Genomic DNA, 14,458 nt, shown 5'->3' on the forward strand with positions numbered 1-14,458 from the left:
ATCTATAAACTATTTTCATCTCTGACTTGCCAGCCCTTTTTTAATCTTCATCATAATACCATCAGGAACAAAATTGGGAAGTTTAGCGTTAAACCAGTTTTGAAAACCAACTACTTTTTTCCCACTCCCTTCTAACAGATGCTTTACACCCTGTATTGCTACTTCTCTGGGAGCCATTGGCCTGGTTTTATGAAGGTTGGTAGCTTGCATCTCAGGTGTGGTAAATCCAGTATCCACAGTACCAGGATAAAGAGACGAAACGGTAACTCCGGTACCTTCCAGTTCGGCAGCGAGTGTTTCACTAAATGCCTTTACAAAAGCCTTGGTGGCAGAATACACAGAAAAATAAGGCATCGGTAAAAATGCTACCACCGATGCTATGTTCATAATCCGGCCAGATTTTCGGCTGACCATATCTTGTGCAAAAAGTTTAGTCAATACAACCGAACTGGAAATATTTAATTGAATCATACTCAATTCTTCTTCCAATGGCGTTTCAGTAAAATTGCCATAATTGCCAACACCAGCATTATTTACCAGATGGGTCACTGATAGGTTTTCATCTTTCACCTTTTGGTAAAGGTTTTTAGCTGCATTCACATCAGAAAGATCTGTAGCGAAATATTGAACCAGAATGCCATACTTATTTATTAATTCTGATTGGATTTGCTGTAATTTAGCTTCGGTACGGGCAACCAATATCAGGTTTAACCCTTTAGCCGCCAATTCATTCGCCATTTCGTAGCCAATTCCTGAGGAAGCACCGGTAATTAATATGTATTCTTTCATCTTTAGTAAAATTTATGTGAGTAATTTTAATTTTTAAGTATGCGGTTAACCAGGTTAATCAAGAACAGTCTCAATTCCAGAAACAAGTCTTCCCATCTATTTTGACATATCATATCTTTTCGTGCAATTGTGGAGGTATAAGCTTGTACATTACCGGGGTAACGATCCTTGATAATATGGTAGAGCTGATCAGCCCCCCAATCAGTACAATGGCAAGTGGCGCTATCTGCGGATTGGGATTCATGGCAATCGGGATGAGACCACAAATGGCTGTAATAGAGGTGAGTACAACAGGTAGGAACCTGGTTTCCCCGGCAATATGGATCGCCTCATCTATACTTTTTCCATCTTCCCGCAATTGGTTGGTAAAATCAACCAGTAACAACGAATTCTTTACCTGTATGCCCGATAAACCAATGAAACCGATGATCGATACCAGCGACATCGGGTTTCCTGTCATCAGCAGAAAAATCACCCCGCCTAAAACGCCTAATGGAATAATTGACAAAACGATAATGATCCCCTTAAATGTCTTAAACTGTAGCAGCAGCACAGCGATAAACAGAAAAGTACTCAGAATGATCACTGAAAGGAAATTTCCGCCCAGCGCATCACCTTCCGATTCTGCCTCCCCAGACAGTTTATAATAATAGCCCTTAGGCATTTTTAATTTGTTAAGTTCGGGCACAATATCCTTGAGGATATCATTTGCCAAAACATTATCCTTGGTGAGGGAGGTAACCTTTGCAAACCGTGATTTATTGAAATGGTTAATTGCAGTTGGAGAGGTTTCCAGCCCAATGGTTGCAATCTGATCGATCTGAATTGGTGCACCCTGGATATTGTTCACATAAAGGTTCTTCAATGCATTTAGATTTGAAAACTTATTACGTGGAATGGTGATTACCACATTCCTCGAATCACCCCTGTCATCAATGTAATCCCCAACAGTCAGTCCGGCAACAGCCAACCTGATCACCTTGTCAATGTCACTGGTCAGTACGCCCAATGTCCGTGCCTTTGCCTTATCAATCTTGATCTTTACATCTGACTTATAGGCATTGAGTTCATTGTTGACGAAAAAAGTACCTGGATGTTTACGTAACAGCTCCTCCACTTTGAACGAGAGCAATCGCAGGGTATCCTGATTCTCTCCAAAAACCCTAACCACAATATTCGCCTCTATCGGTGTACCCTGTTCAAAATCCTTCACCTCTATTTTTGCATAGGGGAAATCAGTGAATTTGCTTCTAAGCGTTTTGATCAGCTCAGTTTTGTTATTTGGGCTTGTCTCTTCTTCCAATTGCACAAAAATCTGTGCGAAATCCGGTTTTATATCCTGCTGATGCACGTTGTAATAGATCTGTGGATTACCTTTTCCTACATTTGAGGTGTAGTAAACGATTTCCTTATGCTTTTTCAGTTCCATTTCCACCAGCTTTGCGGCGCTATCGCTTTCTGGGATATTTGCCTGTAGCGGCATTTTAATATTGATCAGAAACATCGGCTTTTCTGAGGTTGGAAAAAGTTTAAATCCTGCCAGTGGGAAGAGTAAAAAGGCCAATACGCTTAATGCAATGGAAATACTAATGGTTACCTTTGGCCACTTTAGCGCCAATGGCATAATACCACGATACGACCAAGTCAAAAAGCCCTGCAATTTTTTTAAGAAATAATTTCCTTCCCCATGGGTATGGGTTTTCAGGATCTTGCTGCCGATAAAAGGCACGAGTGTAAGCGCCACGATCATAGAGGCCAGTACACTGGTAATAATGGCCATAGGTAGGCTTCGGATAAATTCTCCAGCCATATCAGGCAGAAAAGCCAATGGTAAAAATGCAATCACAAGCGTTGCGGTACAGCCTACAACAGCTGCCCCAATCTGCTTGGTACCCTTTAAAATGGCATCCTTTCTGGAATGGCCTTCCCTTAACCACCTTTCTATATTCTCTACAACAACGATACTATCATCAACCAATAGCCCCAATGCTACCACAAGCCCGACAATACTGAGTTGGTTGAGTGAGAAGCCTAAAAGATTCATTGCAATAAGACCAAGGGCCAGTGAGAGTGGAATGGAAATCATCACGATCAGTGATGGTCTGAAGCCCAAAGGCAACAGGGTAACCACCACCAATAGTATGGCCAATCCAAAATCAAAGCCCAGGTGCCCAAGCCGCTTTGATACCATATCTGCCTGGTCAAAATTTTTAACCATTTTAATGTTCTGAGGCAAGGTTTGAGAAAATTGTTCCAATACGGGAGTGTACTCTTTCTTAACCTGACTGATATCCACGTTGTTCTTCATCGAAGAGGTAACCAATATACAGCGTTGTCCATTGATCCTGGTAATGTGGTTAATGGTGCCGTCCATATAGCTAACATGGGCCACGTCCTTCAGGTATATGATTTTTCCGTTGGAATTATAAATGATCGTATTGGCCACATCTTCAACATTTTTAAACTTGCCACTGGTTTTTACATTAAAGACCTTACTATCTATATTAATACTTCCTCCTGGAATGTCGGCCGCCTCACTTTGCAGACTGCCTATAACCAGGTTCAATGGTATTTTTAGCTGGGCCAGTTTATCGAGTTGCATGTCGATGCGGATTTCCTGCTCTGGCATCCCGGTGTACTTCACCTCTCTCAGATTGGTGATCTTTTCCAGCTGGGTCTTCAATTTGTCTGCATTGTCGCGCAATGTTTTGGACGAAGCGGTGTTTGAAATCAGCGCAACCTGAATAATCTTTACATCTGACGAGGCAATTTTTTCGGTTTTGATCTGATAAATGTCCTTTGGAAGTTCACCGTTTTTCAACGCATTGATTTCCGTTGATATTTCCTGGTATTTGTTATCCACATCTACCCCATACTTGAACTTGATCTGTATCGCTGCTACACCATCTTCAACCGTGGTAAGGATCTTATCGATGTTCTCCAGGCCATAGATCTTATTTTCTATGGGCTTTACCACTTGTTCTTCCATATCCTTCGGACTGGTGCCAGGGTAGATTACGGTTACCAGATATTGCGGAGGGTGGGTAGTAGGATCCTCCGAGCGGGGCATGGTAAAGAGCGTAAGCAATCCCACCACTGCCACAAGCACAAATATGATCAGGGTAAACTGGTAGTTCTTTACAGCAAAATTTGTAATTTTCATCTCGTGGTTTTTATTTGATAATTTTTACGGTGGACTGTTCGTTGAGGTAGGCACTATTAGAAATAACTATGCGATCTATTCCTTCCAGTTTATCTTTTAGGTAAACATTTTTATTGTCAAACTTCAGGATGGTTACAGGCACTTTTCTAACGCTGTTTGTACCCTTAGGGGTAAAGATGTAACCCGTCTCCCCATCTGCCTCTACAAGGGCACTGAATGGGATCACAGTCTTGTTTTCTGAAGCATTGGTTTCGATTGCCGCCTTCCCGAACATGCCAATTGCAGGTTTCAGATTGCCCATCCGGAGCTTCAGCTCTACCTGAAAAGATCCGATAGCGGCATCAGCCGATTGAAGTTTACGCAGTACCGTTGCCTGGAATGGCTGTTCGGGATAACCATCAAGATAAACAACCGCCTGTTGCCCTGCACTGATTCCTGCCCACTCCAGGTCGGTTACCCCAACCTTTAACAGGTAGCTGTCAGTTTTTTGGGTTGAGCCCGTCATCAGCACCGGCATTCCGCCGCCAATCACTTCGCCTACACTGGCAACCTTTTTGGTTACAAAACCATCAGAGGCCGCGTAGATTCTGGCATAACGCTGATTGAAGGCGGTTGCCTCACTTGTTTTTTTTGCAACATCCAATGCCGTTTTGGTATTCTGCAGCTGTTCCAGCGTAAATACGCTGTCTTTGTAAAGGTTTACCGCCCTGGCATAGTCGCGAGCGGCCTTATCTACACCAAGATCTGCTTGGGCCAGACCGGCTGCAATCTCGGTGGTGTTCAAGGTGGCCAGCAATTGCCCCTTTTCAAAAAATTGTCCCTCATCTACCAGGATGCGACTAATTACTCCACCAATTTTGAAGGAATAATTCGCTTCATTTTCAGTGCCTACCAGTCCAGTAACCTGAATGGAATTTGTTACCCCAAAAGAGGAAAGGGGCGCAACCTTTACAGAAATGATATCTGGCTGGCCAAGGGGATTTGTATTTTTAGGTTTTTCTTTGCAGGCAAACAATAGTGATGTAAGCGCGATAAGTGTGAGTTGTGTCTTGTTCATGATATTTATTGTATGTTGAAACTAGCGTTGGCACGTTCGATAGCGGTAAGGGATATCCAGGTGTCGAATAGCGCAATGTTGGATTGAAGCTGGGCATCTACCCATTGGTTCTGGGCATCAAGTAGTTCTATATAAATGGCCATTCCCTCTTTATATAGCTTGGTCATGTCATTATAATAGGTCTGACTGGTTTTTAATTGTGATTGGGCCGCCCGGTACTGAGCTGAAGCACTTTGCAGGTTAGCCCTGCGCACGTTCAGTTCGGTAAGTAGTTGCTGGGTTACATGATTGGTCTGCGCCGACACAGCCTGTTCACTGGCAATAGCCTGTTTTATCTTATAACTGTTCCTTCCTGAGGAAAACAGGTTCCATTCCAATGAAACGCCCAATAGATAATATCTGCTTTTCTGGTTAAACTTCCAGTCAAAGGACTGAGAACCCAGATCGAGCGAAGTACCAACTTTAGGTATGAGATAAGATTTGGCAAGGCCGGTAAGGTTTTTATTTATTCCTTTGGCAATCTCAAGCTTCGCCAGTTCCTCGCGGCCATTCACATCATTAAGCAATAAATTATCCTGGGCAGGCAGCAATGGAACATCGTCGGCCAGAATGGGGTCCGTTAATGGCCTGTTCAAAAGAAAATTGAAATAATAACGGGCAGATTCTTCTGTTTTTTGAGCAGCGGTAAGTGATGCGTTTATTTTTGATACCTCGTTCTGGCTGCGGATCACAGCCGTACGGTTGATCTTGTTGTTCTCGAAGAGTTTCCGGTTTACCCTTTCACCTTCTTCGAGCAGTTTCAGAAAGGATTGATAGATCCTTATTGCATTGGTGGTTTTAAGATAGTTGTAATATGCCGTCTTGATTTCTTTGACCAGTTCACGTTTATACATCATTATTTCCGCCTTTTGAAGGTCTACCTGTTGTGCTTTGATCCTTTTGTTATATACCAGTTCAGCGTTCAGGATGGGAAGACTGGTTCGGAACTTGGCATCGTAGAAGTTATCGGGATTGAGCAGTATACTTTGGTTTTCAAGCTGAGGAAAGGAATTGCTTCCAGTGAGCTGGTTCAATGTAGCGTAGGCGGCATTAAAAAGATCACCTGTAGGAAAATCAATTGTTCTGCCTCCGTCGGCTTTCGTATAAGTCGTAGAAAAAGTTACGCTGGGCAGGAACATGCTTTTTGCCTCTTGTAGGGCATAGATGTTCTTTTTCAAAAGGAAGTTTTGCTCCCTGATGCTCTGGTTTGACGCTAGCCCCTGTGAGATATAGTCGTTCAAACGGTTTTGGGCACTTAGCCCCAATGGGAGCAAGATGACTGAGAGCTGTAAGACGGTCAGTCGGTAAGCAGTGGGTAGTTTTCTAATGTAATTAATCATTGTAATAAATTTAAACAGTGTTCAATAATAAAATAAAAAAAAGGTTAGCCCTTTTCCAATAAAGCAACAAAACTTGCATATCCATTCTCCATAAGTTCCTTGTTGGTCTTGTGTTCGAAACTCATAGTTCTGTCCTTACAGAAAAGAGCGCAGATGCCATGGGTAGCAGATAGGATCATAAATGTAAGATACTCTGGATCCATGTCTTTAAAGCGGCCAGCCTGTTGGCATCCCAAGACCAAGTCATGTAGGTATTTTATTGCTTCTTTTGCAATCTGGAAACCGCTTTCTTCTGAATTTTTTAATGGTTCTTCCACCAGAAACATCAGGTTGTAATAATCTTTATTCTCCTGGGCAAACCGGATGAATGCACGTCCAGAGGCTTTCAGGCGTTCAAATGGATCGATAACCGAATCCAGCACCCGAAGTTGTCTAAGAAGTAGGCTAAACCCTTCTTTATGGAGTTCATGGAAGATTTCACCTTTATCCTTAAAATGGAAATAAATCACCCCTGCACTATAGCTGATCTCACTGGCAATGTTGCGCATACTGGTCTGCTCATAGCCGTTCTGAAGAAATACTTTTCTAGCACCATTTAATATGCGCTGTCTCATTTCTTGCTTCTCTCTTTGCTTTCTTTCTGTAATGCCCATGGCTAAAATAATTTGTAAAGATATAAACCGGATTTAGGAAATAACTTTTTCATTTGCAACTTCTCATTTTAATTGACGATACAAATGTATTGAACGGTGTTCAATAAAACAAATGTTTTTTTAAATGATTGTATAGTTTACTTAATTTTGATGATTTTGCTTCTCCGTATTACCTTCTCTTTCATTTAAAGAAATTCAAACCACCATTTCAGGTTGTGGTATATTGGGTTTTGAAGATGTTATCTATAATACGCTAGCAATAATAATCCAACTACCAAATTCGAAGATTAACTTCTTATTATTTTGATGCCGGTTCTACATATGGGATATTCTTGGCCGTAATAAGCCTTTACAGGAATTAAGAATGATAATTTGTATTATCATTCTTAATATTACTTTGAACTGAATCCCTAAGGAGAAGGAACCAATAGCACAGCATCTGCAACTGCTTTTGTTCCGTTCGATTTGATTTCGATATATGGCCTGTTACTGCCCGAAAATGAATATTTGCCAAGGCTCACCCATTCGCCCGAAGTTTGACCAAGCACTTTAACATCGGCACTTTTTATCAAAATGGTTTTGTAGCCTTTGCCATCAAATATTTTAACAACTGTCTCTATATCTGGCGATCCGGCTTTCGGATAGTAGGTATAAACATCATATGTTCCGTTTGTAGCTAGTCCGGGGCTATAACGTACAGATCTTGTGGTGTCTGCGTCCTGTGAAGCCTCAAAATAATCAGGACCATAACCACCTTTTTTTTGCACCGTCCAGTTGCCTTTTATCTGTACTTTATCCGTATTGTTATTGTCAATGAGGATGTCGGGAGTACTTCCATCGGCCAAGGGATCATTTTTTAGTTGCTGCTGCAAACGGCCTACATCGATTTTTTGCACGGAAAGTTTATGGTCTATCGCCTGAACAGCGGCCATCGCCGAAGATTGTCCAAGTACCATAAAAACCGGTTCCATCCGGATAGAACCATAAGCAATGTGTGTAGCAGAAAGACATACTGGAACAATGAGATTTGAAGCTTCACTTTCCTTTGGTATGATTGCCCGGTAGGAAATGGGGTATGGACCAAATCCGCCTTCTTCTACATTGCCCTCATTTTTGACCATGCCATTTACAATAAGCCTATCGCAGTTGTGCGAATCCATGGTGTAGGCTGCCATTCCGATCCCATCGGATACAACTTCCTTGCCCTGGCAATGGTGCTGGGTCATTACAAGGGTACCAACCATTCTTCTTGCTTCCCTCACGTAGAGCTGATGAGACCAATTACCGTTATTTGTATATTCATCCTTAGGATATCCCCATTGACTGATCTCTTTTCGGATATGCTCTGGAACGCGGGTATCGTGGCCAACAAAATAAAGCAGTCCTTTTGTGTAAGCTATATGGGCTTTCCAGATCTGTTCGCGTTTTAAATAATCTGCATCAGGATATTCCCAGTTCATCCCGATCATGTCGGTTGAAAATCCATTTCTATTGTTGATATCTGTCTTTTGATTGGGCATCCCGCTCCAGATAAAAACATCCTGTAGGGTTTTCCAGTTTCTTTTTTCCATCTGTCTGATGAGTAGTTCATAACGTTCGGGAACATAATCTTCAGGCTCGGTAATCGGGATCATATTAGCTGGGTTATTGGTGAGGCAGATCCTGAAATTATAGGCCTGTACCTTTTTATCTCCACTGCCTTTGTCAATAAGTTTTCTGGGACTAATTCCCCAAAGCAGTCTGCTGGACGGATCGCCTTTAACTTTATAAGGGTCTACGCCGTCTGGAAGCTGATGCCCGTTCATCAGCTGTACACCATTGAAGGTTTCGTTGTAAGTGCTGTTTGCTTCGCGCCCCACCTTATAGGATACCCCTGCTTTAGCCATCAGATCTCCCTCATAGGAGCAGTCAATAAAGACTTTGGCCTTTACGGTGCCCACTTTCTTTTTTGCCGGATTTTCCAGCGTGATGGCTGTTATCAGGGTCCCTTTTTTTTCTACCCCAGTAATCCGGTTTTCGTAGAGGACAGGCACTTTCGCTTTTTTGATGTACTCGTTAAAGAGGTTTTCGGCCACATGGGGTTCAAAGATCCATTGCTCAAACTTGCCGTAATGTTTGCCTATCCTTCGGTAAAAATCGAGGGCAAGGCCGCTGATGGCATATTTATTTCCAATATCTGTAAGGCCCAGCCCCCCAGAGCTCATACCGCCCAGGTTTTTTCCAGGCTCGATCAAGAGAACGGATTTTCCCGATCTGGCGGCGGTGTAAGCCGCTATAACGCCTGAAGAGGTCCCCCCATAAATGCAGATGTCATAGTTTTTATACAATGCACTTTGTGCTTTAAGACCTGTTAAAGGGCATATGATTGCGAGTAAAATGTATATAAGGATATTTTTCATCATTAGTATTTGGGATTTTGAATGAGTTTTGGATTGGTAACGATCTCTATATTCGGAAGCGGCCAAAGGTAATCCCGCCCGGTATCGAAAACACGGACTTCGATCACCCTAAGTTCTGCCCGGTTTGGTACAGCACTGTAATCGGCCAGGCCATTTACATCAATCTGTGGTGCCGATACCAATAAGCCTTTTTGTACCCTGCCATAAAAGTTTCCGGTCATCGCCTTATCAGCAATTTTCCACCTGCGCAGATCAGAAATCCTGAACCCTTCCATTGCAAGCTCATACATCCGTTCTTTACGGACCAGACTCCTGAACTCTACCATTGTTTTTCCCGTAGTGATGGCTGGCATGTTAACACTAGGCCGGGTTCTTACCAGGTTTATGGCGTCGTATACAGACTGGTCAAGCTGTCCGAGTTCATTTTTAGCTTCCGCATAAATCAACAGTATCTCTGCGTATCTGATCTGGATCACATTGAGCTCTGAATTTGTCCGATCGGCCTTATCTTCCAGATCGACATATTTTTTCCAGCAGTAACCGGTAAAAGTGGCGAAGGCATTAAGTGCATCCTGGTTATCTACACGCGTAGCTGGGGTGGTATTGTAGTTCCAGCATTTTACGCTGTCCCGGTGTGTTTCAAACTGGTAGTTGTAAAATATAGAGCCTGGAACTGCTATGGTAAAGCCAAGCCGGGGATCTCTGTTTTTATATGGGGATGTAGGGTCGTAGAGGGGAGACTTGTCAATATTGAGTCCGTCTGTACATGGATAGGCATCTACCAGGGACTGGGACGGTACTTTATTGGTAAAACCCAATCCATTGCGAGACAACAGGTTGTTAGGGGTGGAATGCATTTTTGTTTTTGATGCCTTCAGGTATTGAAAAGCCCATATGATCTCAGGTGAGTTTTGTCCGGCGTAAGAAAACAGTGTGCCGAAATTATTGTGCAGGCTATAAATTTTCAGGTCCATAACCGCTTTTGCAGCTTCTGCAGCATCTGCCCATCGCTCATTGTTCAGGGCAGCTCTTGCTTTAATCGCCAGCGCGGTACCCCTTGTTGCCCTTCCCACATCTGCAGCGCCATAGCTAACAGGAAGATCAGCAGCTGATTCAGTCAGTTCTCTGAGCACAAAGCTCAGCACCTCAGCCTTTGGCGTTTTAGGTAGTTGTGAGTCTTCGAGTGTCAACACCCTGGTAACCAATGGTACGCTCCCAAAATAATCAATGAGGTACTGGTAAGTGTAGGCGCGCATAAAACGTGCTTCAGCTTTACTCCTGTTGTAGATGGCAGTGGTGGCTTTATCTTTTACTTTGTCAATATTGTCTAAAATGAAATTACACTTAGCAATTACTTTGTAGCCCTCTGTCCATACGCTTAAGGAAAAACCGTTATTGCTATCCTGGTTGCCCTTGCCCAGACTCTGCAATGCGCTGTTGTTCCGGTCCCAACCGATATCGGTACCATTGTCGGTAAGCAAGTTAAGGGGCATATTATCTAAAGGGGCATAACTTGCATAGCGGTACAGGCCGTTCACAGCCAATATCAGTTCATCCTGGTTGCTGAAAAACGATTCATCAGAAGGGCCGCTTAAAGGGCTTTTATCCAGGTAATCCTTTTGACAGGATAATAGAGCTGTGCATAAAAGCACAAGCATTAAATGGTATATTTTAGTTTTCATCTGTTCTGTTTTTAAAAAGTGGCTTCTAAACCGAAACTGTAGACCTTAACCTGGGGGTATATATTCCCACCGCCAACCGGCGCTTCTACATCATATCCATCCCAGAACCTGTCGAATGATGACAGATTGGATCCGTTTGCAAAAATCCGAAGCCTCTTAAGTGCAATTTTCTGGGCAATGCCAACCGGCAAAGTATAACCGATCTGGACGTTTTTTATCCTCAGGTATGATGCATCTTTTAAAAAGAAGGTAGAAACCTGTTCGTTATTGGTTTCTCCGAAAGCAAGACGTGGATATTTGGCATTGCGATTGTCCGGTGTCCATCGGTCTTTGTTATCCTCCCTGATGGTTCCGCCTATTGCGCCACCAACATTAAATGGTAAGATACCAGGGCCGGCAAGATAGCCGTTTGCTTTGCCTACCCCTTGAACCAGTACCGAAAAATCAAAACCTTTATAAGAACCGCTTAAGGTTGAAGCATAGGTGAGCCTTGGCAAGGTGCTGCCGATAACGATTTTGTCGGCCTCGTTAATCAGGTTATCGCCGTTCTGATCCTTATAACGGATATCTCCGGCCTTTACCGTACCGAACTGTTTGGCATGGGCGGCCACCTCCGCATCAGAAGCAAAGAGTCCCTCGGCCTGGTAGCCGAAAAGAGAACCGATCGAATAACCTTCACGGTTTACGGTCAATCCGGTCTGATTGACACCTTTGGTATCCACAATGGTGTTTTTTACGTCTGAAATGTTGAAACTGAGGTTATAATTAAAATCTTTTATCTTTCCTTTGTAGGCAAGACCAAGCTCCCAACCGTTATTATCAACAATTCCGGCATTCTGAAAGGGTTTACCAACACCAACTATTAATGGAATATCCAATAGAAGCAGGATATCGCTTGTTCTCCTCCTGTAATAATCTGCAGTAATGCTCAGGTTGTTGAACAGGGTAAGATCAATACCGATATTTTTTTCCTCTGTAGTTTCCCAGGAAATCATCTTATTTGCGAGGTTATTTAAAGCCGCGGTATTTACAATCTGTTTCCCAAGGGTATAGGATTCAAGCAGAATTGTGGTGACAGAGGGATAGGTGCCAATGTTCTGATTGCCCAATTTTCCCCATGAAAGCCTTAGTTTTGCTTCATTGACCACTTTTTTTAAGCCAACCATAAAATTTTCTTCCGAGATGCGCCAACCTGCTGATGCAGATGGAAAAAAGCCATATTTATTTCCAGATGAAAAGCGCGACGACCCATCATAACGGGCGTTGACTTCTAGCAGATACTTGTTTTTATATACATAATTAAACCTGCTGAACAGCGATTGTAATGCCCATTCTTCTTCACTGCCTGTTGCCTGTTGGTTTAGGGCCGAACCGGTGTTCAACACCGGATAATCCGGCAAGATGTATGTATCACGGAAGGCATTGGTCCATTCATTGAAATAATCCTCGCGTGATGCCCCGGCCAAAAATTTTAAGCTGTGGTTTCCAAATGTTTTCGAAGCAGTTAGCGTAGCACGCATGTTGTTAAAAAATGATTCACTCTTATTTTGCGCGAGCGAAGTTAGGGGAGGGGTAAGGAAACTTGTGGCGCCATTTGGCAAGTAGGATTGGATTGCCTTTCTGAAATTTTTTGATGAGGATAGCGCATATTTTGGTGAATAAGCAGCCTCGGCTTCCAGCCATTCTACTGGTTTATAGTTCAGCGTGGCATTAATGCTCCCAAAAGGGCCTCTCGTGCGGTTGGTGCCGCCATCTTTACTTGCCGAAATCGGATTAGAACCGTTCCATCCAACGCCCCACTGGCCGCTTTGGTTGATGCCGATCTGATTTGCAGGGATTCCGTTCATCCACTGAAAAATTTCGCTCGATGCTGCTGCAGGATCAGTAGTGATGGCATTCACAAACTGCAGGTCTATCCGTGCCTTAAATTTTTCCGAGAACGTTATATCTGCGTTATTCCGGATGGTATAGCGTTTGAAACTTGAATTTTCAATGATCCCTTTCTGATCAAAAAGTCCGAAAGAGCCCAGTAATTTTACTTTTTGGGTTCCACCCTGAATGGTCAGAAAATGGCTTTGCTGTAATCCTGATCCGGTTAAAGTTTCTTTCTGCCAGTCTGTGTTGGGATACAGATCGGAGCTGACGCCGCCCTGTTCACGGTATTTTTGAATCAGTGCTTCAGAATATAACGGTGTGCGCCCGGTATTCACATAAGCTTCATTGGTCAGCAGCATATGATCCAGCGCATCAACAAGGTCAGGCATATTCGTAGCTTCCTGCCAGCCGATATAGTTGTTGTAAGATACATTTACCTGATCGGCAATTGCTCTTTTCGTGGTGATCAGAATTACGCCGTTTGCGGCCCTCGAACCATAAATAGAGGACGAGGCCGCATCTTTTAAAATGGAGATAGACTCGATCAGGTTAGGATCAATGTTGTTCATCGATCCTTCTATACCGTCAATCATCACAAGGGGATTCGAATCGAGAAAGTTTCCGATACCCCTGATCCTGATGGTTCCGCCATCACCTCCTGGTCTCCCTGAGCTCTGCCTCACGGTAACGCCAGGTGCCATTCCCTGCAGGGAAGCAGAAGTCTGTCCCATGGGTCGCGCAGCAAGGTCTTTGCCCGAAACCTGCGAAACCGCTCCGGTCAGGTTTACTTTTTTCTGGATACCATAGCCCACAATAACAACTTCGTTCAGGTTCTCATCAATGGGAAGGAGTTTAATGTTTATCCTGTTTTCAGTTCCAACCTGTACTTCCTGCGTCGCGAATCCTACATATGAAAATACAAGCATATCTCCAGCATTGGCATTGATTTTATACTGACCGTTTACATCGGTCACTGCTCCACCATTACTGCCTTTTATCTTTACGCTTACTCCGGGGACGGGCTTACCGGTCTCATCGGTAACAACGCCTGTCCGGTCTTCTTTTTTTTGTTCCCCCATGGGCTTGTTTTGAATGCGCTTTTCACTCTTTTCGGGAGATGTAGCCTTTTGCAGTACAATGTAATTCTCCTTTAAAATCCAGTCGAGCCTTTTTCCCTTTAAAGTAAGGTCCATCACTTCGGCAAGTTCTGCCTGTTTGAAATTGACAGAAATTTTTTCAGAATCATCGAGGAGTTTGTTGCTGTAGAAAACAGTGAGGCCTGTTTGTTTTTTGATTGTTCTGAATACAGAAGCAATAGTGATGTTTTTGCCTTCAATACTGATCCTGCCTAGTGTTTGGGGGCTTGCCCCTGTAATGAGGATGAACAGCAGCATGAATGCAGCCGGCAATGAAATCCGGCCCGTTCGGGTAAGGTTTTTGTTCATAACAGTTAAAGTTTAT

General features: G+C 43.3%; 8 protein-coding genes. All 8 read right to left on the reverse strand.

Annotated elements, in window-relative coordinates; translation table 11 throughout:
* Nucleotides 1–15: 15 nt before the first annotated feature.
* Nucleotides 16–789 (reverse strand): SDR family NAD(P)-dependent oxidoreductase, encoded by a 774-nt coding sequence (locus tag J7E57_RS22935; protein WP_215125707.1) that lies wholly within the window; start codon nucleotides 787–789, stop codon nucleotides 16–18.
* Nucleotides 790–898: 109 nt separating this feature from the next.
* The gene (locus tag J7E57_RS22940; protein WP_215125706.1) at nucleotides 899–3,952 is read right to left on the reverse strand and encodes an efflux RND transporter permease subunit; all 3,054 of its coding nucleotides are present in this window, start codon (nucleotides 3,950–3,952) and stop codon (nucleotides 899–901) included.
* A 10-nt stretch (nucleotides 3,953–3,962) separates the two neighbouring features.
* Nucleotides 3,963–5,009: an efflux RND transporter periplasmic adaptor subunit gene (locus J7E57_RS22945; protein ID WP_215125705.1), complete on the reverse strand. Its 1,047-nt coding sequence runs from the start codon at nucleotides 5,007–5,009 to the stop codon at nucleotides 3,963–3,965.
* A 5-nt stretch (nucleotides 5,010–5,014) separates the two neighbouring features.
* Entirely contained in the window at nucleotides 5,015–6,388 is a 1,374-nt protein-coding gene (locus J7E57_RS22950) for a TolC family protein (protein ID WP_215125704.1), read from the reverse strand.
* A 44-nt stretch (nucleotides 6,389–6,432) separates the two neighbouring features.
* Nucleotides 6,433–7,041, reverse strand: coding sequence for a TetR/AcrR family transcriptional regulator (locus J7E57_RS22955; protein ID WP_215125703.1), 609 nt, complete (start codon nucleotides 7,039–7,041; stop codon nucleotides 6,433–6,435).
* A 410-nt stretch (nucleotides 7,042–7,451) separates the two neighbouring features.
* Entirely contained in the window at nucleotides 7,452–9,443 is a 1,992-nt protein-coding gene (locus J7E57_RS22960) for an FAD-dependent oxidoreductase (protein ID WP_251030014.1), read from the reverse strand.
* Entirely contained in the window at nucleotides 9,443–11,122 is a 1,680-nt protein-coding gene (locus J7E57_RS22965) for a RagB/SusD family nutrient uptake outer membrane protein (RefSeq protein WP_215125702.1), read from the reverse strand. The genes J7E57_RS22960 and J7E57_RS22965 overlap by 1 nt, the downstream gene beginning before the upstream one ends.
* An 11-nt stretch (nucleotides 11,123–11,133) precedes the next feature.
* Nucleotides 11,134–14,442, reverse strand: a complete 3,309-nt coding sequence (locus J7E57_RS22970) for a TonB-dependent receptor (RefSeq protein ID WP_215125701.1) — start codon at nucleotides 14,440–14,442, stop codon at nucleotides 11,134–11,136.
* Nucleotides 14,443–14,458 lie beyond the last annotated feature (16 nt).

It is taken from the genome of Pedobacter sp. ISL-64 (genome assembly GCF_018613605.1).
In the GTDB taxonomy this organism is placed as follows: Bacteria; Bacteroidota; Bacteroidia; order Sphingobacteriales; family Sphingobacteriaceae; genus Pedobacter.